This window comes from Geodermatophilus sp. SYSU D00697, assembly GCF_054050175.1.
Genome location: NZ_JBJGYV010000010.1, coordinates 133,392 through 158,476, shown reverse-complemented (window position 1 = coordinate 158,476; position 25,085 = coordinate 133,392). Strand labels below are relative to the sequence as shown.

Genomic DNA, 25,085 nt, shown 5'->3' with positions numbered 1-25,085 from the left:
GGCCGCCCGGGGCGGCCGCCGCGGCACCGGTCACGTCGAGGGGATCACCGGCAGCAGCAGGTACGACTGCCGGTCCGGGCCGGTGTGGACGGTGACGTCGCCGCCGAAGACCTCCGCGGGGCGGTCCCGGGGGTCGTCGTGCTTGAACGGACCGACGCCGTTCCACACGCCGGCGAGCTTCTCGCCCTCGTCGCTGACGTCGCCGGGGTAGACGTAGTCCTTGCCGCGCACGGTCAGCGCGATGCGGTGCCCCGGGGGGACGACGATGCAGGTCGGCCAGATCTCGACGTCGAGCTCGTAGACCTCACCGGGCGCGAGCGGCTCGATCTCGTCGTGCGTGTGGTAGGGCCGGTACGGCAGGGACAACTCCTTGTCGAGCTTGCGGTGCGAGGCGCGCAGCCAGCCCTGGGCGACCGGGGTGTGCGGGTCCAGTGCCCCGTGGAAGACGACCTCCTTGAGGTCGGGTCCGAAGACCCGCACGACGAGGAAGAGGTCGGCGTCCTCGGTCGCGGAGGAGACGAACAGCTTGGCCGCCAGGGGGCCGGTGATCTCGGTCTCCTCCTGCACCGGCGGCAGGAGGAAGGTCGCGCCGTCGCCCATCCCGGCGTAGGTGACCGAGCCCGCGGCCTCGGGCGCCTCGGTGGAGAGGGTGAGGTCCCGGGCGTCGAGGTGGTACTTGGTCCACCGGGTGCGGGCCAGCGGCCACTCGTCCTCCCGCCGCTCCACGAAGCGCTCCCCCGGGTGCCGCACCTGCAGCAGCACCGGGGGCTGGTCGCCCCAGCCGGTGTCCTCGCCCTTGAGGAAGTGCCCGAAGAACTTCTTCTGCAGGGCCACGCCGTAGTCGGTGTAGAACTCCGTCCAGTGCTCCAGCCCGTGCACCTCCAGCCACTTCTGCGAGCTGGCCGAGCGCACGAAGCCCTCGAAGTTGCCCCGCGGGTGCAGCCCCTGGCCGCCCCAGTTGGCCGAGGAGAGCAGCGGCGTCTGCACCTTGCTCCAGTCGGGCATGCGCGACTGCCAGTACTCGGCGGTGTCGAGCTTGTTGGCCAGGCAGTCCTCGTAGAAGTCGCGCCGGTTGGCGCCCAGCTGCTCGGGGGTCAGCGTCTCCGGCCCGGAGACCCAGTCACCGGTCAGCCGGCTGCGGTAGCCGTTGGTGCCCTTGCCGTTCTGGACGCTCCAGACCTGCGCCTCCGACCACGCCTTGGTGAACCCGTTGCAGAAGATCCCGCCGTGGTGGGCCATGTCCCGGTAGAAGTCGGCCGCGCCCTCCCAGGTGCAGATGGCGGCCAGGTGCTCCGGCTGCAGGGCCGCGGTCTGCCACTGGTTCTCCGCGAAGTAGGAGATCCCGTTGAGGCCGACCTTGCCGTTGGACCACGGCTGCACGCCGGCCCAGTCGACGCAGATCGCGAGGTCCTGCGCCTCCCGCAGCGACCAGATGTCGATGACGCCCTCCGAGGTGCCCGCACCCCGGCTGTCCACGCGGATGACGACGTAGCCGTCGGGCACCCACTTCTCCGGGTCGACGACCTCCCACACCTGGTACTTGTTCGTCGACCCCGTCGGCACGTCGGGGTGCTCGGCACACATCAGGTGCCACTGGAACGCGTAGCCGTCCTCGAAGTGCAGCTGCTTGCCGTAGGGGCCGAGGGTCATGATCACCGGGTAGCGGCCCTCGGCCGGCGGCCGGTAGATGTCGCAGCGCAGCACGACCCCGTCGTCCATCACGATCGGCATGTCCCAGTCGATGAGCATGCCGTCGCGCAGTTCGGTCTTCTCCCGGTGGCGCATGGGTCTCCCTCGTCGTCGGATGCGGGCCGCGGGGCCGCGGACCTGGTGGTGGACCTCAGCCGACCTCGCGCTCGGCGGCGATCACGTCCTGCATGAGCAGGTCCCAGACGTGCGCGGTGACCTCCTGGAACCGCGCGCTCTTCAGCGTCGCGCGGGTGCGGGGGTGCGGGATGCCCACGTCGATGACCTCGTGGATGTGGCTGGGCCGGCCCTTGAGCACCACCACGCGGTCCCCCATGAGGACCGCCTCCTCGATGGAGTGGGTCACGAACATCATCGCGATGGGCCGGGTCTCCCAGATGCGCAGCATCTCGAACTGCAGGATCTCGCGCGTCTGGGCGTCGATGGCGCTGAAGGGCTCGTCCATGAGCAGGACGTGGGGTTCGACGGCCAGCGCCCGGGCCAGGCCCGCGCGCTGCTGCATGCCGCCGGACAGCTGGTGCGGGAAGGCCTTCTCGAAGCCGGCGAGGCCGACCATCTTGATGTACTCCGGGACCACCTCGGCGATGCGTTCCTTGGGCGCCTTCGCCAGCTTCAACCCGTAGGCGACGTTGTTGTAGACGTTCTTCCACGGGAAGAGGCCGAAGTGCTGGAAGACCATGCTCACCCCGGGCGTCGGCCCGTCGACCGGCTTCCCGTCGATGGTCACCGAGCCCGAGTCGAGCCGGGTCAGCCCGTCGACGCTGCGCAGCAGGGTGGTCTTGCCGCAGCCGGACGGGCCCACGATGGAGACGATCTCGCGGTCCTGGATGGTCAGGTCGATGCCGTCGAAGACGGTCAGGTCGCCGTAGCGCACCGCCGCCCCCGAGACGACGACGCGGGGGCCGGTCGCGGGCCCGGTCGCGGCGCCGCCCGGAGCAGCGCCGGGGCCGGTGGTGGATCGGGTCATCGCTGCGCTCCTCGTCCTCGGGTCCCTCAGGCGCCCGGGATGATCGGGAGCAGCAGGTGGGACTGCCGCTCCCCGCCGGTGTGGACGGTGACCGTGCCCTCGAACAGCTCGGCGGGCCGGTCGACGGGGTCGTCGTGCACGAACGGCCCGCACCCGGTCATCGGGTTCTTCATGTTCGACAGGTGCTCGGCCGGGCCGGGGTAGACGTAGTCCTTGCCGCGGACGTCGAGCTGCAGGGTGTAGCCGGCCGGGATCACCAGGCAGGTCGGCCAGATCTCGACGTCGAGCTCGTAGACCGTGCCCGGCTCGAGCGGCTGGATCTCGTCGTGGGTGTGGTAGGGCCGGTACGGCCGGGACAGCTCGGGGTCGAGCTTGCGGTGCGAGGCCCGCAGCCAGCCCTGGGCGACCGGGGTGTGCGGGTCCAGCGCCCCGTGGAACACGACCTCCTCCCCCTCGGGCGAGAAGACGCGCACGACGAGGAACAGGTCGGCGTCGGCGGTGCTGGACTCGACGAAGAGCTTCGCGGCCAGGGGGCCGGTGATCTCGGTCTGCTCGGGGAACGGCCCGAAGGTGAACGACGCGCCGTCGCCCGTGGTGTCGTAGGTGAGCGAGGAGGCGGCGGCCGGCTGCTCCTCGCTGAGGGTCCCGGCGTCGGCGTCCAGGTACAGGCGCGTCCACCGGGTGCGCTCCAGCGGCCAGGACTGCTCGTGGCGCACCACGAAGGTGCTGTCCACGTGCCGGATGTTCAGCTGCACCGGCGGCTGGTCGGCCCAGCCGTTGTCCTCGCCCTTGAGGAAGTGGTCGAAGAAGCGCAGCTGCAGCTCACGGCCGTAGTCGGTGTAGAAGTGGCTCCAGTGCTCGAGGCCGTGCATCTCCAGCCACTTCTGCGACGACGCCGACCGGCCGTAGCCCTCGACGTTGCCGCGCAGGTGCAGCCCCTGCCCGCCCCAGTTGCCGGTGGACAGCAGCGGCACCGTGATCTTCGAGAAGTCCGGCGTCCGCTCGGTGTAGACCTCGTCGTCGAGCGGGTGGCTGCGGTACCGCTCGTCGAGGTCGGTGAGGTTCTCGGCGAGCTGCTCCTTGCTGAGCTTCTCGTCGCCGCAGACCAGCAGGCCGGAGTTCGGGTCCCGTGGGCCGTCCTCGCCGCGGCCGTACTGCACGGTGGTGACCTGCATGGGGATCCAGTTCGCCACGAAGGTGCAGAGGATCCCGCCGTGGTGGCTCATGTCCCGGTACCAGTCGGAGGCGCCCTCCCACACGCAGATCGCCGCCAGGTGCGGGGGCTGCAGCGCGGCCACCTGCCACTGGTTCATGGCGTAGTAGGAGATGCCGTCGAGCCCGACCTTGCCGTTGCTGTAGGGCAGCGTGCCCGCCCACTCGATGCAGTCGTGGAAGTCGCGGGTCTCGCGGGCCGACCAGAGGTCCATCTTGCCCGGCGAGCGGCCGGCGCCCCGGGAGTCGACCCGGATGCAGACGTAGTCGCGGGGCACCCACTTCTCCGGGTCGACGACCTCCCAGTTCTGGAAGCGGTTGGTCGAGCCGGCCGTGACGTCGGGGTGGTTCCTCGCCATGATCTCCCAGGAGGTCTTGTAGCCCTCCTGGAACGGCAGCCCCTTCCCGTAGGGGCCGTAGGTGATCAACACCGGGAAGCGGCCCTCCCGGGCCGGCCGGTAGACGTCGGCGCGCAGCAGCAGGCCGTCGTCCATCTCGATGGGCACGTCCCACTCGATGAAGATGTCCTCGGGCGTGGTCTCGCGGTGGTGGGCGCCGGGGGTCTCGGTCAGGGCCACGGGGGAACTCCTTCTCGACGGGCGACGGGAGCGCGCCGGGGGGCGCAGCGGGGAGGAACGGGTGGAGGGACGGGGAGTCAGCGGCCGTACCAGGGCAGGAACCGCCGCCGGGCCAGCGTCAGCAGGGCGCGGGCGGCGACGACGAAGAGGGTCAGCACGATGACCCCGACGAAGGCCTGGTTCTGCTGGAAGCTGCGGCTCTGCTGCAGGATCGAGTAGCCCAGGCCCGGCACACCGGCGAGGAACTCGACGGCGACGGCGGTGACCAGCGCGCGGGCGATGGCCAGCTGCAGGCCGGCGATGAGGTACGGGATGGCGTTGCGCAGGGCGATCCCGAACCAGATGTTGTGCACCCGCGCCCGGAAGGTGCGGGCCACGTCCAGGTACTCCTTGGGGATGGCGCGCGACCCGTCCGCCGTCGTCACGACGATGGGCAGGAACGCCGACAGGGCCACGGCGACCAGCCGGGTCTCGGGGGTGTAGCCGAGCCAGATGGTCATCAGCGGGACCACCGCGACCATGGGCAGGGTGTAGAGGGCGCTCACGTAGGACGTGAAGAACCAGCGCACGAGCTTGATCCGGCCCATCGCCAGGCCCAGGACCAGCCCCGCCGCAGCCCCGATGAGCACGCCGTAGACGACCGACCCGATCGTGGCCCAGGCGTCCTGCCAGAACCGCTCGCTGGCGAACACCTCCGGGACCGCCTGCGCCACGCCCAGCGGACGGGCGATGAACGGTGACTCGAGCATGCGCGCACCCAGGTCCCAGAGGACCAGGATGAGCACGCCCGTCACCAGACGCAGCAGCCAGTTCGGCGGCCGGCGACGCTCGCGCCGCGCTCGTCCCGGCGGGACCGCCTGTGCCGTGCCCGAGGGCTCGGCGGGCAGCGGTACCGCCTCGGTCGCGGTCGAGCCCTGCCCGGGAGGCGCGCTCACCGGCCGGCCCCCGGCCGCCGGCTCCCTGGTGCCGCTCCGCTTCGTCGTCATCCCGACAGTCCTTCCCGCCAGCCGGCGAAGCGCCGTTCGACGAGCCCGCTGATCCCCATGAGGGCCACCGCGATGACCGAGATGACCAGCGTGACCGCCAGGGCGCCGGCGGAGTCGAAGTTCGTGGAGGCGCGGATCAGCAGGTCCCCGACCCCGGTGGCGTTGAGGAAGAGCTCGGCGATGATCGTGCCGACCAGCGCCCCCGCGATCCCCTGCTTGATGCCGGTGACGGCGTAGGGGACCGTGTACGGGATCACCACGTCGGCCCACAGCTGCCGCTCGCCGGAGCCGTAGGAGTGGGAGACGTCGAGCAGGCGGCGGGGGACGCTGCGGGCCCCCTCCATCGCGCTGATCAGGATCGGGAAGATCGCCGACAGCACGACGACCAGGACCTTCGCCCGGAAGTCGAACCCGATCCCGGCCAGGATGAACGGCACCAGCGTGATCACCGGGATGGCGTAGAGCGCGTACACGTACGTCTCCACCGCCGCGGTGACCAGCGGGAACCGGGCGAAGACCAGCCCGAGCGGGAGCCCCAGCAGGATGGACAGCCCCAGGCCGGTGAGGAAGATCTTCCCGGAGGAGGCCAGCGCGTCCGGCAGCTCCCCGCTGTCGACGAGCTCACCGAGACGGGCCATCGTCTCGGTGAAGCTCGCCAGCAGCACCCCGCTCCGGTCGCCCGCCACCTGCCACACCACCGCGAGCACGACCAGGCTGAGGGCGTAGACGCCCCAGCGCGCCCATCTCTCCGTCGCCATTCCGATCGCTCCCCCTCGGCGGGATGCCGGTCAGTTGGTCGACTCGACCAGCTGCTGGGCCTCGTCGTAGATGCTCGGGTCGATCAGGTCCTCGTAGGTCGGTGCGTTGGCCTCGGTGATGGCGCCGGCGTCGATCTGCTCCTGGATGACACCCTCGATCTTCTGCTGGTCCAGCCCGGAGCCCTCCGGCCAGAACTCGAACTCCAGGAACAGGTCGACGGAAGCCTGGGCCACCTCGACCGGCTGCTGGTTGTACTTCGAGGCGATCTCGGCGAAGCGCTCGGAGTTGGCCGGGTCCCGGACGAACTCGTTGGCCTCGATGTAGGCCGCGGTCAGCCGGACGACGGCCTCGCGGTTCTGCTCGATGTAGTCGGTCGTCGCCACCTGCAGCACGTAGTGCGTGTTCGGGTTGACGTCCTTGACGAGGCTGATGACCTCCTCGACGTTGGTGTCGGTGGTCGCCTCGATGAACGCCTCCTCGTCGTAGTGCAGGTTGGCGATCGTCACCTGGCCCTGGACCAGGGCCTGGATGACCGGCGGGCCGGCGAAGTTGACGAACTCGACGTCGTCCACGGTCAGGCCGCAGGAGGCGAGCATCGTGACCGTGGAGTTGTACCGGGCCCCGCCGGTCTGGTCGACCGCGATGGTCTGGCCCCGGAGGTCCTCGCAGCTGGTGATGGCCGGGTCGGTGGTCGCGATGTAGTAGTCGGGCTTGTCCATGCCGACCATGCCCTTCACGGGCGCGCCCTCGGCGACCACGTTCACCAGGCTCGACGTCGACGTGAGCGCCGCGTCGAGCTGGCCGCCGACGACGGCACGGACGGAGTCGGCGCCGTTGGCGAAGTTCTGGAAGGTGACGTCCAGGCCGTACTTGTCGAGGATCCCCTCCTCGTCGGCCACGTGCATCATCAGGCTGCCGTAGACCACCGGCGTCCCGGCGGTGCCGAAGGTCATGGCGATGGTGTCCCCACCGCCACCACCGCCGCCGCCGGACCCCCCGCCCGAGTCGTCCCCACCACAGGCGGTGGCGGCCAGCAGCACGGCGAGGCCTGCGCCCGCCAGCCGCGAGCGTCGGAGAGTGCGTCGAGGAGCGGTCACGGGCTTGCCTCCGAGCGTGGGAGGGACAGCGGACGGCGATCCGGCCGACACCCCTTCGTCGGAGGACGCCGGGGTGGCTGCCGGGCTCGGGCGAGAAAGCTATCGGTGATGTGACGTACGGCACTCCACGCGACCGACAGATCGGTGGCCGGTTTTTTGGGCCCTGGCACAAGTCGCCCGGCGAGCGTCCGAACACAATGCAAGGGGCCCGAGCGGACCGCACCGACACGCAGGAGAGCACCCATGCAGGACGTGGACGGGCGGATCGCCGTCGTCACCGGCGGAGGGACCGGCATCGGCCGGGCGACGGCGGTGGCCCTCGCCGGCCGGGGGTACCGGGTCGTGGTCGTCGGACGCCGGTCCGGACCGCTCGAGGAGACCGTCGCGGACGTGACGGCCGCGGGCGGGACGGCGACCGCCGCGACGCTCGACGTCACCGACGCCGACGCGGTGCAGCGGCTCGTCGGCGAGGTCACCGATCGGCACGGCCGGCTGGACCTGCTGGTCAACAACGCGGGGGTCAACGTCGCGCGGCGCAGCATGGCGGCCCTGTCGGTGGCCGACTGGCACGCGATCGTCCAGGTCAACCTGACCGGCACGTTCCTCGTGACCCACGCCGCGCTGCCGGCGATGCGGGCGCAGCGGTCCGGGACCGTCGTCAACATCTCCTCGATGGCCGGCTACCGGGCCAGCGCGCTGACCGGGCCGGCCTACAACGCCGCCAAGGCGGGGGTGAACTCGTTCACCGAGTCGATCAACCTCGCCGAGCGGGTCAACGGCATCCGCGCGTGCGCCATCTGCCCGGGCGAGGTCGCCACCCCGATCCTGGAGCAGCGACCGGTGCCGCCCTCCCCCGAGGCGCGGGCGACGATGCTGCAGCCCGAGGACCTCGCCGACACCGTCGTCTTCGTCGCGACGCTGCCGCAGCGGGCCAACGTCGAGCTGCTGACGATCTACCCGACACAGCAGCGCGACTGGACCACGGAGCTGGGGTAGCCCGGTGGCCACCGAGCACGACCAGCGGTACCCCGCGCTGCGCCGGCCGCTGACCCTCGGCGGGCTGCGGCTGGCCAACCGCCTGGTCATGTCGCCGCTGACGACCTACGGGCTACCCGACCCCGACGGCTCCTCCAACGACCGCCACCGCGCCTTCTACGAGCGCCGAGCACGCAGCGGGCTCGGGCTGGTGCACGTGGAGTCCGCCCTGGTGCACCCCTCCGGGCAGTGCTGGCCCAACCACCTGGCCATCCACGACGACCGGTTCGTGCCCGGGCTGGCCGCGCTGGCCGGCGCGATCAAGCAGCACGGGCCGGTGGCCGTCCTGCAGCTGCACCACGGCGGTCGTGTCGCGGTGGAGGCACTCAGCGGCCAGCCGGTGCTCGCCCCCTCGGCGCTCCCGGCGCCGGGGCGGCCGGTGCCGAAGGAGATGACCGTCGAGGAGATCGACACGATGGTCGAGGCCTTCGCGCAGGGAGCGCGTCGGGCGCGGGAGGCCGGCTTCGACGGGGTCGAGCTGCACATGGGCACCGCCTACCTGCTGCTGAGCTTCCTCTCCCCCGCGCAGAACGTCCGCGAGGACGAGTACGGGCGCGACCTCGCCGGCCGGATGCGCTTCCCGCTGCGGATCCTCGAGCGGATCCGCGAGGTGGTCGGCGACGACTACCCCGTCGGCGCCCGGATCGTCGGCTCGGACTACCACGACGGCGGCGTGGATCTCGACTACTGCCTGCGGGTGGCCACCCGGCTGGAGCGGGCCGGGGTCGCCTACCTCGACGTGTCCGCCGGGGCGGGGCCCCACACCGTGCGGGACTCGCCGCTGGTGATGGGCGGCGGGTCGGCGGTGTTCGCCGGGTTCGCCGCGGCGGTGAAGCAGGTGGTCTCCGTCCCGGTGGTCTCGGTCGGCCGCTACTACACGCTGGCGGCGGCGGAGCAGGCCGTCGCCGAGGGCAGCGCCGACCTGGTGGCGCTGGGCCGCGCGCTGATCGCCGACCCCGACGTCGTCGGCAAGTCACTGGCCGGCCGGGAGGACGAGGTCGTCCCCTGCATCGCCTGCCAGGCCTGCCACGGCGGCATCACCACGGCCCTGGGGGTCTCCTGCCTGCTGCACCCGGAGACCGGACACGAGCTGGAGCTGCCCGTCGTGCCGGCCGGGCGGCCGCTCCGGGTCCTGGTGTCCGGCGGGGGCGTCGCGGGCCTGGAACTGGCCCGGGTCGCCGCCCTGCGCGGCCACGAGGTCACCGTCGCGACCGGCGACCTGCCCTTCGGTGGGCTGCTCGCGCTCCGCGCACGGGTCCCTGGCGCCGCCGAGGTCGGCAACGGCGTCGAGTACTTCCGGCGCGAACTGCGCCGCCTCGGGGTCCGGGTCCGGACCGACGCCGGACCGGAGGCGCCCGACGTCACGGTCGACGCGACACCGGGCGCCCCGGTGCTGCCCGACCTGGCCGGCGACGGGACCGTCGCGCTCGCCCCGGCGGACGACGTCCTGACCGGCCGCCTGGACCTCGACGCCGCCGGGGAGCGGGTCGCCGTGGTCGGTCCCGGCCTGCTCGCCGGCGAGACCGCCCTGCTGGTCGCCGCGGCCGGGAGGCAGGTCACCCTCGTCGCGCCCGGTGACCGGCCCATGGCCGACGCCCACCCGCTGGTCGCCGGGACGACGGCGCTGCGCCTCGCCGGGCACGGCGCGGCGACGGTCACCGGGCTGACCGTGCGCGGCGTGGCCGGCTCCCGTCTCGAGGTGGACGGCGCCGACGGGCCGGGCTCCCTGGGCCCGTTCGACCTCCTCGTGTGGGCGGTGGGCTGGGTGCGGTCCGGGACGGCGGCGCACGCCGTGGGTGACACGTGGGACGCCTTCGCCCAGCGCCTGCTGGTGTACGACGCCGCCCGGCTCGCCCGGCAGCTGTGACCCCGGCCCGGCGGCGGGACCGTCCGCCGCCGGAAGGGGTCCTCCTTCAGTACATGACCAGGCCGTTGGCCACGTTGAGGTCCTCGCCGGTGATGGCCGCCGCCCGGGGTGAGGCGAGGAAGGCCACCGCCTCGGCGACGTCCTGCGGGCGGACCAGCCGCTGCAGCGCCGACCCGCCGGCGAACTCGGCGCGGGCCTCCTCGACCGAGATCCCGCGCGAGGCGGCCTGCTGCTCGAGCACCCAGTTGATCCGGGGTCCCTCTACCCCGCCCGGTGAGATCAGATTGACCCGGACCCCGGCGGCGCCGACCTCCCACGCGAGGGTCCGCACCAGGCCGATCAGTGCGGTCTTCGACGCGGCGTAGGGCGTGCGGTTGACCAGCGGCCGCTTGCCGGTCACCGAGCCGATGACCACCACCGAGCCCGACCGGCGGGCGATCATGCCCGGGAGGAAGGCCTTGCAGGCCAGCATCGTCCCGGTCACGTTGACCCGGAAGGTGTCCTCCCACTCCTCGAGCGGCATCTCCACCAGCGGCGTGCTGGGCCCCCCGACGCCGCTGTTGTTGACCAGGACGTCCACCCGGCCGAACTCGGCGTCGGCGGCCTTGGCCGCCGACGTGATCGAGTCCGGGTCGCGCAGGTCCATCGGGACCGGCAGGGCCCGCCGGCCGGCGGCGCGCACCTGCTCGGCGACCTCCTCCATCGCGTCCGTGGAGCGGCCGGTCAGCACGACGTCGGCCCCCTCGGCGGCCAGCCGCAGGGAGATCTCCCGGCCGATCCCGGTGCCCGCGCCGGTCACCGCGGCCACCTGCCCCTCGAGGGGCGCGCCTCCCGGCCTCACTTGACCGCGATCGCGTTCATCGGCGAACCCGCTGCCCCGGTGATCGGCAGCGGGGCGGCGGAGAGCATGAACTCGTAGACGCCGTCCTCGGCGCAGTCCTCGCCGATCGCCTGCAGGTCCCAGATCTCGCCGAAGAGGATGCCCATGTGCACCAGGGCGACGATGTGCAGCGGCTGGAAGAGGTCGATCTCGTTGGGCCGCACCTCACAGCCCCAGGTGTCGGTCGCGATCGCCGCGATGTCGTGCTCGTACAGCCACGGGGCGGTGTGCAGCGACAGGCCCGGTGCCGCGCCGCCGTTGTAGTCGCCCCAGTCGCCGCGCCGGGTCTCGGTCATCCCGGTGCGGACGATGAGCGCGTCGCCGGTGCGGACCTCCACGCCCTGGGCGGCGGCCGTGGCGTCGAGGTCCTCGGCGGTGATCGCGTAGCCGGGCTCGAGGCACTCGACACCCTTGTGCCGGGCCACGTCGAGCAGGACCCCGCGCATGACGAGCTTGTCCTTGGCGACCTGGATGCCGCAGGTCGCCGCCCCCTTGGCGGAGACGTTGCCGGCGTCGAAGCCGTTGTACATCTGCCCCTTCCAGAAGATGTGCGCCAGGCTGTCCCACTGGCTGCCCGACTGGTTGGGGGTGACCAGGACGTCGTCGGAGAAGCCGAACCCCTTCGACGGGCCGAACCCGCCGGGCAGCGGGTCCTGCTTGCCGGCCAGGTAGTCGGTGCCGGTCGCGGTCATCATGTTCAGCGGGTTGGCCCGGAAGCCGCCCGACTGCGGGCCGTTGAGGTCCAGCGGCAGCCCCATCGAGATGACCTTGCCTTGGCGGACCAGCGCGGCGGCCGCGACGACCTGCTCCGGCCCGACGTGGTTGAGCGCCCCGAGCTGGTCGTCCTCCCCCCACCGTCCCCAGTTCGAGAACTTGCCGATGTAGTCGCGGATGACGTCGTCTCCCCGGAAGGGCACGTCATCGGTCGGCGAGGTGGTCATGGTTCCTCCTGACCTGCTGGGTGGACGCGCCCCGGGGCCGGGACGCGGGTCGACCTGGATCACCGCACGGGCATGTCCGCGGAGTCGCCCGGTGCGCGGAGACCGAAGGTGAGCGAGGGGTCCCCGGGGACCCAGTCGCTGCGGAACTGCGCGCCCTCCCCGAGGTCGCGCGTGCGGGCGAGCAGCGCCCGGCCGAGGTCGAGCTGGGCCGGCTCCCACAGCCGCAGGGCCTCCGGGACGTCGGCACCGGAGCGCAGCAGGGCCGCCGCGAGCGCCCACACGTCGTCGGCTCCCTTCGCGGTGGCCGCGGCCGCGTGCGGCCGGACGGCGAAGGCGGCGTCACCGACCAGCGCGACCCGGCCGAAGGCCATCCGGGGCACCTCGACGTCGACCATCACCTGGAGGAAGGGCGCACCGCTCTTGACCGCGACCTCGGCCAGGGGCGGCGGCAGCTGCTCGCGCGCCGTCTCGCGGAAGTCGGCCAGGTGCTCGTCGCGCACCGCGCCGGGCGGCAGGGAGACGTCGCGCCGCTTGCCGGTGCGGTCGGTCAGCAGGTCGGCCAGCGGCTCGCCCTCGGGCACGTTGCGGTACCAGACCAGGTTCATCAGCCGGCGTCCCGGCTCGACCGCGCCGTCGTAGTTGGGGATCGGGTAGGTCAGCGCGTGGCTGTGCGGGCGGACGTAGTAGGTGAGCGAGTCGTCGAGCGCGGCGAACGTCTCCGGGCTCAGCTCGCGCTCGTCCACGACCGCACGCCAGGCCACGTAGCCGCCGTAGCGCTGCTCGACGTCGGGGAGCATGGTCCGGCGGGTGAACGAGGACACACCGTCGGCTCCGACCAGCAGGTCCGCGGTGGCGGTGCGGCCACCGGCGAGGGCGATCTGCACCTCGTCGGGCGTCTGGGTGATGCCGGTCGCCTCGGAGTCGAGGTGGTAGCGGTCCCGGCCGAAGGCGTTCAGCAGGGTGCCGTAGAGGGTGTTGTAGCCGGTGAAGTGGTGCCGGCGGGCGTCCGCGGTGAGGACCGACCCGTCGTCGGCGAGGTAGCGGTGCCAGGACGCCGAGGTGCTGACCGCGGACAGGTCGAGCAGCCGGTTCTCCAGCAGGTAGCGCACCGTCGTGGGGTGGAGCACGATGCCCACCCCTCGGCCCTCCAGCGGGGACCGCGACCGCTCGTAGACGTCGACCTCGCAGCCGATGTCGCGGAACACCAGCGCGGTGGTGAGCCCGATCAGCGAGCCGCCGAGCACGGCCACCCGCAGCGGCCGGCTCCCGGGCAGCCGGGCGGCGTCGCCGCTCACCGGACCGCTCCGCCGCTCGCCGTCAGCACGTCGGGGACCTCCTCACCCGCCGGCGGCACGACCGGCCGGCAGCCTGGAACGTGGTCGGGCTCACGTGTAGCGTCTCGGCGGCTGTCGGTGGAGGGAGGAACCCGGTGCTCGACGCGGCCGACCCCGCGCTCACCGGCCGCGAGCCCCTGCCCGCATGGGTCCGGGCCCTGGCCGCCGACGTCGACCTGACCGCGCTGTGCGACCGGGTCGTGGCCCGCGACGTGGCGGTCGCCTTCCCCGACCTCGCCGACGACCCCGGCTTCGCCGAGCACCTGCGGGCCAGCGTGCAGGAGAACCTCCGGCTGCTGCAGCAGGTCCTCTGCGGCCGGCTGCCGCTGGACGCGGTCCGCCTGGAGCAGCCGCTGGTCTTCGCCCGGGTGCAGGCGGAGCTGCGGATCCCGCAGACCGCGCTGCAGCGCTCCTACCGCGTGGGCTTCGCCGAGATGTGGCAGGCCTGGGCCGACCGGCTGCAGGAGGTCGCCGAGGCCGCGGACGTGCCCCGCGCCGAGGCGGTGCGCGCGCTGGTCCAGCTGACCACCGCGATCTTCGACTACCAGGACCACGTGGCCTCCCTTGTCGCGGAGAACCACGCGCGGGTGGACGAGGCGCTCAGCCGCACCCGCGCGCACGTCCGGCAGGGGCTGGTGCGGGAGATCCTGCGCGGGGACCGCACGTCCCTGGCCCCCTCCGACCTCATCACCCTCGACCACGACCTCGGCGGGGAGCACGTCGTCGTGCTGCTGCCCTCGGTGGCCGAGGGCGCGGCCGGCAGCCTCACGACCGGGGTGCGGGCACGCACCGGCGTCCGCTCGACCCTGGTCCACCCCGTCGACCTGAGCCGGACGGCGGTCTGGCTGACGCTCCCCGGCTGGACCCGCGACGGGCACCAGCGACTGCTGGCAGCGCTGGCCGACACCGGTGTGGAGGCCTCGGTCTCCGAACCGCACAGCGGCCTGGCCGGCTTCCGCGAGGCCTACGCGCAGGCCCAGGACGTCGAGCGGGTGCGCTCGGCGTGGGGCCGCTCCGCCGCGCCGCGCGTCCTCGAACACTCCGACGTGGCCCTGGAGATCCTGCTCCTGCGCGACCCGGAGCGGGCCCGCCGCTTCGTGCGCACCGAGCTCGGCGCGCTGGCCGAGGACACCCCCGAGGCCGCCCGGCTGCGGGAGACGCTCGAGGCCTCCTTCCGGCTGAGCAGCCACGTCGCCGCCGCCGAGCACCTGCAGCTGCACGAGCACACCGTCCGCAACCGGCTGCACCGGGCCGAGGAGCACCTCGGCCGCCCGCTGGCGGAGCGGCGCACCGAGCTGCAGGTGGCCCTCCGGCTCCAGCGGCTGCTGGCCGGCCCGGCCTAGCGCGCCGTCCGCGCCGCTCACTGGCCGGCCAGCCGCTGGAGGACGCCGAACACGCACGCGGTGTCCTGGGTGAGCCGGTCCTGGGCGATCGCGGCCTCGTAGAGCACGCGGGTGGCCGAGAACAGCGGCGTGGGGCTGGCGACGCCGTGCGCGAACTCGGCGATGAGCCCGTTGTCCTTCTGCATGGTGGCGACGGTGGCCGTGGCGGGCTCGTACCGGCCGGCGGCCATGAGGGGGCCGCGGACCTGCAGCATGCGCGAACCGCCGGCACCGTCCCCGACCGCGGTGAGGACCTGCTCCAGGTCCAGCCCGGCGCGCTGGGCGAGCAGCAGCGCCTCCGCGGCGGCCGCGTTGTGCACCGCCACGAGCAGGTTGGCGACGAGCTTCATCGCGGTGCCCTGCCCGAAGGCGCCCAGGTCGTACTGGGCCCGGGTGAAGGCCTCGAGCACGGGCGTCGCCCGCTGTTTGGCCTCCTCCTCCCCGCTGAGGTAGGCGATCAGGTCGCCGTCGCGGGCCTGCTGGCCGGTGCCGCTCATCGGGCAGTCGAGCAGCGTGGCGCCGAAGGCCCGCGCGCGCTCGGCACCGGCGCGCTTGGTCTCCGGGGACAGCGTGCTGGTCTCGACCACCACCAGGCCCGGGCTCGCGCCGGCCCCCAGCCCGTCCTCACCGTCGAGGACGGCGAGCAGCGCGTCGGCGCTCGGCAGCGAGGTGACCACGATCCGCGCTGCGCGGGCCACCTCGGCCGGGCTGGCGCACGCCGTGCCCCCGCGCTGCTCGTGCTCGGCCCGGCGACCCGGGTCGACGTCGAAGCCCGGCACCGGGTACCCGGCGGCGAGCACGTGGGTGCTCATCGCCGAGCCCATGACCCCCAGGCCGACGAACCCGACCGGTTCGCGGGTCATCGGGCGGTCCCGTCCCCCAGGAAGCCGGTCAGGGCCTCGACGAACTGGTCCCGCTGCTCCAGGACGCCGGCGTGCCGTGCGGGCGAGAGCCACACCAGCCGGGCGTCGGGCAGCGTGGCGGCCAGCTCGCGGGCGGCCGCGGTGAACGGCGGGGCGTCGTCCTCCCCGCACACCAGCAGCGTGGGCGCGGTGATCCGGCCGACGACGTCGGTGAGGTCGACCTCCTCCAGCGCCGCGCAGGCGTACGCGTAGCCCCGCGGGTCGGCGTCGGCGACGGTGCGCCGGACCCGTTCGACGACCGGTCCACCGGCCGCCAGCGTGTCCGCGGTGAACCACAGCGACAGCGTCGGGTCGACGAACGGCGCCATGCCCTGTTCGGGTGCGGTCGCCGCACGGTCCCGCCACTGCTGCTTGAGCGGCGGCGGGTAGACCACGACGGCGTCGACCACGACCAGCCGGCGGACCAGCTCCGGGTGACAGGCGGCCAGCCGCTGGGCGACCAGGCCGCCGAGGGAGACGCCGACCACGTCGGCCGGGACGGCGCCGGCCTCGGTCAACAATGCGGCGGCCTGTTCGGTCAGGTCCTCGATCGTGTAGGGCTGCTCGGGCGCCGGCGTCGCCCCGTGGCCGGGGAAGTCGTAGGTGAGCACCTCCGCTCCTCCGAGCGCGGGGACGACGTCGTCCCAGAAGGACGCGTCGACCCCCAGCGGGTGCAGGAGCAGCACCGGCGCGCCCTCCCCGGTCCGGTGCAGGGCCGGGGTCGGCAGCGGGCTCACCGTCGCACCCCCTCGGCACGCAGGTCGGGCAGGATCGAGCCGCCGGGCACCGGGGTGCGGGCCACGTTCATGACCATGGCCAGGGTCGTGTAGTAGCCGGCCGCACCGACCACCTCGACCACCCCGGCGTCCCCGAGCTGCTCGAGCGCGCGGGCGTAGGTGTCGTCGCCGACCCGGCGGGTGCGGTGCAGCTCGTCGAGCAGGTCCCACACCGCTTCCGCGGCCGGGTCCATCCCCTCGGGCCGCCGTCCCTCACCGATGGCGTCGGCGACCGCCGGGTCGAGCCCGGCCTCCAGCGCCAGCGGGTGGTGGTAGCTCCACTCGAAGTCCTGGTCCCACCAGCGGGAGACGAACAGGATCGTCATCTCGAACAGCCGGCGGTCCAGCGGGCTGGACCAGCGCAGGTGCTCGCCGACCTTCTGCAGCCGGGTCATCAGCTCGGGGCTGCGCAGCAGCGGCGCGAACGGGCCGATGACCGCGCCGCGCGGGCCCGAGCGGATCTCGGCGACCGCGGCCCGCTGGGCGTCGGTCAGCTCGCCGTCCGGGGGCAGGGGCAGCCGGTCCTCCCCCATCGTCAGCGCCCCCCGTCGGCGGGGACGGGGCCGTCGTCGGCGCCCAGCGCGTCGTTGACCCGGGGCATGACCTCGGTCGCCATGAGCTCCATCGAGCGGCGGGCCAGGCCGGGGTCGACCCAGTCCAGGCCGGCGTAGACCAGCTCGCCGAACTCCCCGGTCTGCTCGCGCAGCGCCAGGATCTGGTCGGCCACCGAGTCCGGCGTCCCGCAGATCACCAGGTCGCGCAGGACGCCCTCGAGGGAGACCTCCTCGTCGGGCTGCTCGCGGGAGGTCTTGAACAGCGCGAGGCGGCCCAGCGACCGCATCTTGCCGAGCATCTTCCCGTAGTAGTAGCGGTACGGGCTGCCCGCGTCGGCCCGCCCGTAGGCCTCGGCGACGTCGGGGTCGTCGGCGACGAAGACCGTGCGGGCCACCCGCCAGTCCGCCGGCGACGCGGTCGCGCCGACCGACTCCCGGCCCTCGACGTAGTTCGGCCAGTGCGTGGCCACCCACTGCGGCAGCAGGAAGTTGGCCGACAGCGGGTGGAAGTCCTTGGCGCCCATGGCGATGACGCCCTTGGAGAACGGGGCGACGACGGTGCCGACGACCTCCGGCCGGGGCTGCTGCAGCGGCTTGCCGACGATCCCGACGCCCACGTCGCCGTCGTAGGTGTTCGCGGTGCTGACGGTGAACCGGTTGTCGGGGAAGTCGATGTCGTAGGGCGGCTCGCGCTCCCACAGCGCCGTGATGACGTCGATCGCCTCGGCGAAGATCTGGTTGCGGTCCTCCTTGAGCAGGCCCAGGAGCTCCGCGTCCGAGGGCAGCGCCCCGGGGCTGACGCCCAGGATGAACCGGCCACCGGAGAGGTGGTCGAACATCGCGCTGTTGACCGCGACCAGCGCGGGGTGCATGTGGGAGAGGTTCGTCGTCCCGGTGGCCAGCCGGATCCGCTGCGTCTCCGGGATCAGCGTGGCCAGGAAGACCAGGCTGTTGGTGATGTTCTCGTGGCGGTCGGTGAGGTGCTCACCGATGAACGCATCGTGGAAGCCGAGCCGGTCGGCCAGGACGACCGCCTCGCGGTCCTCCTGGAGGGTCTCGGCCCAGGCCCGTCCCTGCGGGTGCATCGGCATGGCGAAGTAGCCCAGTCTCACGACGTCCTCCTCAGGGGTCGGCCGGTGGACCCGCCCAGTCAAGGCCCCGGACCGGGCTCCGGGCAGTGTCGGGAGCCGACAAGTTGGCCGCCGGGCGATGACGGCGGACGTGAGTCGGGACGGCCGGGTGACGGGCCCCGGCATCCCGACCGCCCCGGGGTGACGCGCTCCGCCATGTGCCGGGGACCGCCGCGCCGTTCTACTCGACCGCAGGTCCGCGCCCGCTCGGGGCGCGGCACGGCCCCCGAGGAGGGTCCCCCGTGAGCACTCCCGAGCCGGCAGCTCCCGCCCCGGTCGACGCCGGGACCTTCCGGCACGTCGTCGGTCACCTCGCCAGTGGCGTGACCCTGGTGACCACGCGCACCGCGGACGGCGCGTTCGGCATGACGGCGAGCTCGGTGACCTCCCTGTCGCTGGACCCGCCGATGATGCTGGCCTGCCTGAACACCTCCTCGGCGACCTGCGCCGCGGTCGCCGAGGCCGGCGCCTACGGCGTGAACGTGCTCGGGCAGGGCCAGGGGCACCTCGCCCAGCAGTTCGCGACGCCGACGGCGGACAAGTTCGCCGGGGTGCAGGTCGCCGAGGGCGTCACGGGGGTGCCGCTGCTCACCGAGGCGCTGGCGCGCATCGAGTGCGAGGTGGTCGAGCAGGTCAACGCGGCGACCCACACGATCTTCCTCGGCCGGGTGCGCCAGGCCGAGGCCGACGAGGGCGCTCCGCTGACCTACTTCCGCGGCGGCTTCGGCCGCTTCGAGTTCGCCCGCGACGACGCCGTCTACCAGCGGGCCCGCCAGCAGGTGCTGGAGCGCCGCTACGCCGCCGACACCGTGCTGCTGCTCGACGACCTGGCCTACTCCCTGGACGTGGACAAGCCGGCGGCGTTCTACGCACTCACCCGGCTGGCGGCCGAGGGCCTGGTGCGCCGCGACCCGGAGCGCGGTTACGTCGTCGTCCCGTTCACCACGCGGACCTCCGACGAGACCTTCGACGCCCGCTGCGCCATCGAGCTGGGGGTCATCGACATGGTCTGCGGACGGGTGCCCGAGGCGGAGCTGGCCGAGCTGCGCACCCGGTTCGAGGCCATGGCCGCGCTCCTGGTCGGCGAGCGGTTCGTCGACTTCGACGGCTACCTCGACGCCAACTACGCCTACCACGAGACCCTGGTCGCCCTGGCCCGCAGCGCACCGCTGACCACGGCGTTCGCGCAGCTGCACATCAAGTCGGTGATGACCCGCAGCTTCGGGGCGACGCCGGTGACCTCGCAGAGCTTCATCGAGGCCCAGCGCGGGATCACCGAGGGCCTGGAGCGCGGCGACGCCGAGACGGCGCGGGCGGCGGTGTACCGCTACACCGACCTGGCCAAGCAACGGGTCCGGGAGATCCTCGAGCAGACCGGCGGGCGGCTCTGAGCCGCGCCGGTCTAGGCGGGCCCGCCCGGCGCCGCGCCGCGGGCGGCGACGGTCGCCCGGACGGTCCCGGCGTCCGCGCCGCCGGCCAGGAGGGTCCACAGCAGCAGGCGCGCCTTGCGCGCGTCGAGCCACCCGGCCCGCAGCACACCGCGGCCGAGCAGGTCCTGCTCGCTGCCGACGAACCCGTAGGTGCCCTCCAGCACCGGCCCCCCGCCGGTGCGGGTCGCCAGCACCACGGGGCAGCGCCGCACCACCGCACCGACCACCTCCGCCGCGGCGGCCGACACGTGCCCGGCGCCGAACCCCGCGACGACGACCCCGTCCCACCCCGCCTCGGCGACGAGGGCGAGCAGGTGCCCGTCGTCCCCGAGAGAGGTCTCGAGCAGGGCCACCCGTGGGTCGCGCCCCTCGGCCGGGCGGGGCAGCACCGGCCAGCGCGCCGTCCGGCCGGCGAAGGTCACGGTGCCCTCGTGCACCCGGCCCACGGGCCCGAACGCCCCGGACGTGAAGGCCTGCAGCGCGACGCTGTCGGTCTTGCGGACCCGGCTCGCGGCGTGCACCTCGTCGTTGAGCACCACGAGCACGCCCCGGTCGCGGGCGCCGGGGTCGGCCGCGACGCGGACGGCGGCGAGCAGGTTGGCCGGTCCGTCGGCGCCCGGCGACGACGGGTGCCGCATCGCACCGGTGACGACGACCGGTTCGGGGCGGTCCCAGAGCAGGTCCACGAGGTAGGCGGTCTCCTCGATCGTGTCGGTGCCCTGGACGAGGACGACGCCGGCGGCGCCCGCGGCCGCCTGAGCGGCGGCCCAGTCCGCGGCGGCGACGACGTCGGCCGGGGTGAGCCAGGCGCTCGGCACGGTCTGCAGGGTCGTGGCCGCGATGTCGGCCACCTCGCCCAGGCCCGGCAGGCCGCGCAGCAGGTCGGCCGCGTCCAGCGCCGGCTGCACCCCGCCACCCCCGGCGGGCGCGGTCATCGTGATCGTGCCGCCCAGCGACCCCACGGCCACCCGCGGCCGGCCCACCTGCGTCCCCATGCCCCTGACCTCCCGTTCCCGGCCGCGAGCCCGGTCGGCACCCGGCCGGCCCACCGTAGGGCCCCACTCCCCCGAGAGGACCATCGATGACCGACCTGGACCTGCTCGTCGCGGGCGGCACCGTCGTCACGCCCTCCGGCCGCCGTCGCGCGCACGTCGGCGTGCGGGACGGCGTCGTCGTGCACGTCGGCCCGCCGGTGGCCGACGGCGCGCCGACCGCCGCGCGCACGGTGGACGCCGCCGGCCTGGTCGTGCTGCCCGGCGGGATCGACACGCACGTGCACCTGATGGACCCCGGCAGCCCCGAGCGGGAGGACTTCCCGACCGGGACGGCGGCCGCCGCCGCGGCGGGGGTCACCACGATCGTCGAGCACACCCACGGCGCACCGGTGCGGACCGTCGACGACCTGCGCGACAAGACCGCGTACCTGCGGGAGCGCTCCGAGGTCGACTTCGGGCTGGCCGCGCACGCCTGGCCCGGCGCCGCGGGTGAGGTCGCCGCGCTGTGGGCGGCCGGGGTGACCTTCTTCAAGGTCTTCACCTGCACCACCCACGGGGTCCCCGGGCACGACCCGGCCCGGCTCAAGGAGCACCTGGAGGCGACTGCCCGGGCCGGCGCGGTGAGCCTGCTGCACTGCGAGGACGAGTCCCTGACCGAGGCCGCCGAGGCCCTGCTGCGGGCCGAGGGCCGCACCGACGGAGGGCTGGTCCCCGAGTGGCGCAACCGGGACGCCGAACTGGTCGCCGCCGCGGTCGCGGCGCTGCTGGTCCGGCGGACCGGCGCCCGGGCGACGGTCGCCCACGTGAGCTCCCCCGAGGTCGCCGCGTACCTGTCGGCCGAGCGTGCCCGCGGGGCGGGCCTGGCCGTCGAGGGCTGCCCGCAGTACTTCCTGCTGCGCGAGGACGAGGTGCTCGACGCCGGTGCGCTGCGGAAGTTCACCCCGCCGGCCCGGGCGCGCACCGACGAGGACGAGGCGGAGATGTGGCGGCTGCTGCGGGCCGGCGTCCTCACCCACATGTCCAGCGACCACGCGCCCTCCACGCTGGAGCAGAAGCGCGCCGGTGACATCTGGAACGTGCACTTCGGCCTGCCGGGTCTGGACAGCACGATGCAGCTGCTCCTGGACGCCGTGGCCCGGGGCCACCTGTCCTACGAGGACGTCGCCCGGGTCTACGCCGAGCAGCCCGCCCGGACCTACGGCCTGTGGCCCCGGAAGGGGCGGGTCGCCCCGGGCGCCGACGCCGACCTGGTGCTCGTCGACCCCGGCGGCCGGCGGACGCTGCGGGACGCCGACGTGCTGTCCAAGGCGGGGTGGACGCCCTACGACGGGCGCGCCGTGCAGGGCCGGGTCGTGCAGACGTGGCTGCGCGGGGAGCTGGTCGCCGAGGAGGGCCGCCCGGTGCGCGGCCGCGGCGGGCGCTTCCTCCCCGGACCGGGGGCCCGCCCGGCACCCGCCTGAGGACGCCCTTGCCCTGTCGTGGGTCCGCGGCCTATCGTCGGGCAACCCCGTATACAGGCAGCCGTGCTGCGCATACGACCGACCTGGAGTGCCCGTGACCCTGTCCAACCCCGTCCCCGACGTCGTGGACCTGCCGGTCGCCTCGCTGCCGACCGGACTGCGGATCGGCGGGGAGCTCTCCCCCGGCGGCGCCGAGCCGATCGAGGTCCTCAACCCCGCCACCGGTGAGGTCATCGCCGCCGTGGCCGCCGCCGACGCCGAGGACGTCGACCGGGCCGTGCGGGTGGCCGACGAGACCTTCCGCTCCGGCGTGTGGAGCCGGATGGCCATCCACGACCGCGCCCGGATCATGCACGCGTTCGCCGACGGCATCGAGGCCCGCATGGAGGACCTCTACAAGCTGGAGACGATGAACAACGGCCGGCCGATCACCGAGACCAAGGCGCAGATCACCCGCCTGTCGGAGTGGTACCGGTACAACGCCTCGCTCCTGCTGGCCGACCGGGACGCCGTCGTCCCGCTGCGCGGCGACTACCACGCCTACACCAGCCGCTTCCCGCTCGGCGTCGTCGGCATCCTGGCGCCGTTCAACCACCCGATGATGATCGCCTCGAAGAGCCTCGCGCCGGCCCTCGCGACCGGGAACAGCGTGGTCCTCAAGCCCTCGGAGCAGACCCCGCTCACGGCGATGCTGCTCGGGGACATCGCCGCCGACGCCGGCATCCCCCCGGGCGTGCTGAACGTGGTCAACGGCCTCGGGCACACCGCCGGCGCGGCGCTCACCGAGCACCCGCTGGTCAAGAAGGTCGTCTTCACCGGCGGCACGGAGGTGGGCCGGGCGATCTCGCTGGCCACCGCCCGCCGCTTCGCCAAGGCCACCCTGGAGCTGGGCGGCAAGTCCCCGGTCCTCGTCTTCGACGACACCCCGGTGGACACCGCCGCGCGCGGCGCGGCCTTCGCCGGGTTCATCGGAGCCGGGCAGACCTGCATCGCCGGCAGCCGGCTGCTGGTCCAGCGCGGCATCTACGACGACGTCGTCGACGCGCTCGCCGCGCAGGCACAGCAGATCCGCATCGGGGACCCGGCGCTGCCCGAGACCCAGCTCGGACCGGTCATCTCCGAGCGCGCCCGCACCCGCATCCTGCGGCACGTCGAGAGCGGGATCGTCGAGGGCGCCCGGCTGGTCACCGGCGGCCGGGCCGCCGAGGTGCCGGACCTGCCGGGTGGCTTCTTCATCGAGCCGACCGTCCTGGCCGACGTCCGCAACGACATGCGGATCGCGCAGGAGGAGGTCTTCGGGCCGGTGGTCGTCGTCATCCCGTTCGACGACGAGGACGACGCGATCCGCCAGGCCAACGACTCGCCGTTCGCGCTGGGCTCGGCGATCTGGACCCGCGACGTCGCCCGCGCCCACCGCGTGGCCGCGCAGCTGGAGATGGGGATGGTCTGGGTCAACGACCACCACCGCCTCGACCCGTCCTCACCGTGGGGCGGGCTCAAGGAGAGCGGCACCGGCCGCGAGGGCGGCTGGGAGTCCTTCCACGACTTCACGCACGTCCGCGCGGTCACCGTCCGGACGGCGGCCGACGACGTCGACTGGTACGGCGGCCGCGCGACGGGACGGCTGAACTGATGGCCGGCCTGTCGATCTCCCCGGTCACCGACGGCGTCGTCGTCGCCGAGGTGGACCGGCCCGACGGCCTCTGGGCCCTCGCCGACGTGCGCGCGCTGACCACCCTGCTGGAGGACCCGCCCGAGGGGGCGCACGTGCTCCGGATCCGCTCGGCCGGCGAGACGTTCTGCCTGGGCCGCGAGCGCGGTGGCACCAACGCCGCGCCGGGCGTGGTCCGCGGCGAGGCCGAGACGCTGGTCGCCGCCACCCGCGCCTTCCGCCGGACCCGCCTGGTCACCGTCGCCGAGGTGACCGGTGACGCCGCCGGCTTCGGTGTCGGGGTGCTGGCCGCCTGCGACGTGGCCGTCGCCGTGGCCGACGCCCGCTTCTCCTTCCCCGAGGTCGGCATCGGCCTGGCCCCCGCGCTGGTGCTGGCCTGGCTGCCGCGGAAGGTCGGCGAGCGACAGGCCTTCTGGCTGACCGCGACCGGCGAGCAGGTGACCGCGTCGCGGGCACTCGAGCTCGGCCTGCTCAACGCCGTCGTCGCCTCCGGGGAGGAGCTGCGCAAGGACGTCGACGAGCGGGTCGCCGCGCTGCGGGCCCGCAGCCCGCGGGTGCACGCCGACATCAAGGACATGCTGCGCGCGTTCGGGGCGGTCGGCGACGACGCCGCCCTCGACATGAGCGTCGACCGGCTGGTCGTCGGCTCGCTGCGCCGCGGTGAGGCGTGAGGGACGGCGGTGCGAGCATGTCCCGACGTCCGGGGAACGCCGACCGAGGGAAGCTGAGATGAGCGACGAGTCAGCGGGCAGCCGCGTCGCGCGGGGGCTGCGCGACCGGCTCCGGACCGGGGCCATCCCCCCGGGGACGGTGCTCTCCCAGTCCGACATCGCCGCGGAGTACGGGGTCAGCCGCATCCCGGTGCGCGACGCGCTGCACGTGCTGTCCACGGAGGGCCTGGTCGACCTCGCGGTGACCGGTGCGGTGGTCACCGGGCTGTCCATCCCGGAGCTGCAGGAGCTCTACGAGATGCGGGAGGCCGTCGAGCCGGTGGTCACCGCCATCGCGGTGCCCAACGTCGGCCGCGCGGAGATCGCCCAGATGTCCGCGCTCGCCGCCCGGATGGAGTCCGGGGAGATGACACCCGGGGAGTGGCTGGAGGCCAACGCGCGGTTCCACGCGCTGGTCTACGAGCGGGCCGACCGCCCGCGCATGGTGGCCCTCACCGAGCAGCTGCGCCGGCTGACCGACCGCTACGTGTACCTGCACCTCGACGTCATCGGCGACGTCGGGCACCTGCACGACGAGCACCGGAAGATCCTGGCCGCGGTGCGCCGCGGGGACCCGCGGGAGGTGGCCGAGCTGACCCGCCTACACCTGGCGACGTCGCACGACTTCATCCTGCGGTACCTGCTCCGCACGGCCGCCATGGGCCAGGACGCGGCCACGGGGTGACCCGGGATGGGCCCCGGAACGGTGGG

General features: G+C 73.7%; 22 protein-coding genes. 8 read left to right on the top strand and 14 right to left on the bottom strand.

The window, feature by feature from the left end:
* Nucleotides 1-30: 30 nt before the first annotated feature.
* The 6 genes from ACI79C_RS11270 to ACI79C_RS11245 all read right to left on the bottom strand — a co-directional run bounded on the left by ACI79C_RS11270 (nt 31) and on the right by ACI79C_RS11245 (nt 7,306).
* Nucleotides 31-1,785, bottom strand: coding sequence for a CocE/NonD family hydrolase (locus ACI79C_RS11270; RefSeq protein ID WP_456945744.1), 1,755 nt, complete (start codon nt 1,783-1,785; stop codon nt 31-33).
* A gap of 55 nt (nt 1,786-1,840) precedes the next feature.
* Complete coding sequence (locus tag ACI79C_RS11265) at nt 1,841-2,674, bottom strand: ABC transporter ATP-binding protein (RefSeq protein ID WP_456945743.1); 834 nt, start codon at nt 2,672-2,674, stop codon at nt 1,841-1,843.
* Between the two features lie 26 nt (nt 2,675-2,700).
* On the bottom strand, nt 2,701-4,464 hold the full coding sequence (locus ACI79C_RS11260; RefSeq protein WP_456945742.1) for a CocE/NonD family hydrolase: 1,764 nt from the start codon (nt 4,462-4,464) through the stop codon (nt 2,701-2,703).
* A gap of 77 nt (nt 4,465-4,541) precedes the next feature.
* A complete protein-coding gene (locus tag ACI79C_RS11255; protein WP_456945741.1) occupies nt 4,542-5,450 on the bottom strand; it encodes an ABC transporter permease in 909 nt (302 codons plus the stop codon).
* Nucleotides 5,447-6,208, bottom strand: a complete 762-nt coding sequence (locus ACI79C_RS11250) for an ABC transporter permease (protein WP_456945740.1) — start codon at nt 6,206-6,208, stop codon at nt 5,447-5,449. The genes ACI79C_RS11255 and ACI79C_RS11250 overlap by 4 nt, the downstream gene beginning before the upstream one ends.
* 30 nt (nt 6,209-6,238) lie before the next feature.
* Nucleotides 6,239-7,306 carry an ABC transporter substrate-binding protein gene (locus tag ACI79C_RS11245; protein WP_456945739.1) on the bottom strand — a complete coding sequence of 356 codons (1,068 nt, stop codon included), beginning with the start codon at nt 7,304-7,306 and terminating at the stop codon, nt 6,239-6,241.
* A 243-nt stretch (nt 7,307-7,549) separates the two neighbouring features.
* On the opposite strand from ACI79C_RS11245, the gene ACI79C_RS11240 reads away from it, so the two are divergent.
* A complete protein-coding gene (locus ACI79C_RS11240; protein WP_456945738.1) occupies nt 7,550-8,302 on the top strand; it encodes an SDR family oxidoreductase in 753 nt (250 codons plus the stop codon).
* Between the two features lie 4 nt (nt 8,303-8,306).
* On the top strand, nt 8,307-10,208 hold the full coding sequence (locus tag ACI79C_RS11235; protein WP_456945737.1) for an oxidoreductase: 1,902 nt from the start codon (nt 8,307-8,309) through the stop codon (nt 10,206-10,208).
* 46 nt (nt 10,209-10,254) lie between these two features.
* Here ACI79C_RS11235 and ACI79C_RS11230 read toward each other — a convergent pair whose 3' ends face one another.
* From ACI79C_RS11230 to ACI79C_RS11220, 3 genes are read right to left on the bottom strand one after another with little or no spacing between them, the layout of a single operon-like run.
* On the bottom strand, nt 10,255-11,007 hold the full coding sequence (locus ACI79C_RS11230; RefSeq protein ID WP_456945736.1) for an SDR family NAD(P)-dependent oxidoreductase: 753 nt from the start codon (nt 11,005-11,007) through the stop codon (nt 10,255-10,257).
* A 38-nt stretch (nt 11,008-11,045) separates the two neighbouring features.
* Entirely contained in the window at nt 11,046-12,029 is a 984-nt protein-coding gene (locus tag ACI79C_RS11225) for a cyclase family protein (protein WP_456945735.1), read from the bottom strand.
* Between the two features lie 59 nt (nt 12,030-12,088).
* Nucleotides 12,089-13,324 carry an FAD binding domain-containing protein gene (locus tag ACI79C_RS11220; RefSeq protein ID WP_456945734.1) on the bottom strand — a complete coding sequence of 412 codons (1,236 nt, stop codon included), beginning with the start codon at nt 13,322-13,324 and terminating at the stop codon, nt 12,089-12,091.
* Between the two features lie 134 nt (nt 13,325-13,458).
* Between ACI79C_RS11220 and ACI79C_RS11215 the strand changes: the two genes are divergently transcribed.
* Nucleotides 13,459-14,706: a PucR family transcriptional regulator gene (locus ACI79C_RS11215; RefSeq protein ID WP_456945733.1), complete on the top strand. Its 1,248-nt coding sequence runs from the start codon at nt 13,459-13,461 to the stop codon at nt 14,704-14,706.
* Nucleotides 14,707-14,723: 17 nt separating this feature from the next.
* On the opposite strand, the gene ACI79C_RS11210 is transcribed toward ACI79C_RS11215, so the two are convergent.
* The 4 genes from ACI79C_RS11210 to ACI79C_RS11195 are packed head-to-tail and all read right to left on the bottom strand — an operon-like array spanning nt 14,724 to nt 18,089.
* A complete protein-coding gene (locus ACI79C_RS11210) occupies nt 14,724-15,608 on the bottom strand; it encodes an NAD(P)-dependent oxidoreductase (protein ID WP_456945732.1) in 885 nt (294 codons plus the stop codon).
* Entirely contained in the window at nt 15,605-16,384 is a 780-nt protein-coding gene (locus ACI79C_RS11205; RefSeq protein ID WP_456945731.1) for an alpha/beta fold hydrolase, read from the bottom strand. Before ACI79C_RS11205 ends, ACI79C_RS11210 begins: the two co-directional genes overlap by 4 nt.
* Nucleotides 16,381-16,956 carry a carboxymuconolactone decarboxylase family protein gene (locus ACI79C_RS11200; RefSeq protein ID WP_456945730.1) on the bottom strand — a complete coding sequence of 192 codons (576 nt, stop codon included), beginning with the start codon at nt 16,954-16,956 and terminating at the stop codon, nt 16,381-16,383. The genes ACI79C_RS11205 and ACI79C_RS11200 overlap by 4 nt, the downstream gene beginning before the upstream one ends.
* 2 nt (nt 16,957-16,958) lie before the next feature.
* Nucleotides 16,959-18,089, bottom strand: coding sequence for an LLM class flavin-dependent oxidoreductase (locus ACI79C_RS11195; RefSeq protein ID WP_456945729.1), 1,131 nt, complete (start codon nt 18,087-18,089; stop codon nt 16,959-16,961).
* A 260-nt stretch (nt 18,090-18,349) separates the two neighbouring features.
* Here ACI79C_RS11195 and ACI79C_RS11190 point away from each other — a divergent pair, with 260 nt between their 5' ends.
* Nucleotides 18,350-19,498 carry a flavin reductase gene (locus ACI79C_RS11190; RefSeq protein WP_456945728.1) on the top strand — a complete coding sequence of 383 codons (1,149 nt, stop codon included), beginning with the start codon at nt 18,350-18,352 and terminating at the stop codon, nt 19,496-19,498.
* Between the two features lie 11 nt (nt 19,499-19,509).
* Here ACI79C_RS11190 and ACI79C_RS11185 read toward each other — a convergent pair whose 3' ends face one another.
* Nucleotides 19,510-20,532, bottom strand: a complete 1,023-nt coding sequence (locus ACI79C_RS11185; RefSeq protein ID WP_456945727.1) for an asparaginase — start codon at nt 20,530-20,532, stop codon at nt 19,510-19,512.
* A gap of 86 nt (nt 20,533-20,618) precedes the next feature.
* Here ACI79C_RS11185 and ACI79C_RS11180 point away from each other — a divergent pair, with 86 nt between their 5' ends.
* The 4 genes from ACI79C_RS11180 to ACI79C_RS11165 all read left to right on the top strand — a co-directional run bounded on the left by ACI79C_RS11180 (nt 20,619) and on the right by ACI79C_RS11165 (nt 25,059).
* Complete coding sequence (locus tag ACI79C_RS11180; protein WP_456945726.1) at nt 20,619-21,992, top strand: dihydroorotase; 1,374 nt, start codon at nt 20,619-20,621, stop codon at nt 21,990-21,992.
* 94 nt (nt 21,993-22,086) lie between these two features.
* Nucleotides 22,087-23,625 carry an aldehyde dehydrogenase gene (locus tag ACI79C_RS11175; RefSeq protein WP_456945725.1) on the top strand — a complete coding sequence of 513 codons (1,539 nt, stop codon included), beginning with the start codon at nt 22,087-22,089 and terminating at the stop codon, nt 23,623-23,625.
* Nucleotides 23,625-24,335, top strand: a complete 711-nt coding sequence (locus ACI79C_RS11170; protein WP_456945724.1) for an enoyl-CoA hydratase/isomerase family protein — start codon at nt 23,625-23,627, stop codon at nt 24,333-24,335. The genes ACI79C_RS11175 and ACI79C_RS11170 overlap by 1 nt, the downstream gene beginning before the upstream one ends.
* Nucleotides 24,336-24,393: 58 nt before the next feature.
* Entirely contained in the window at nt 24,394-25,059 is a 666-nt protein-coding gene (locus ACI79C_RS11165; protein WP_456945723.1) for a GntR family transcriptional regulator, read from the top strand.
* Nucleotides 25,060-25,085: the final 26 nt, after the last annotated feature.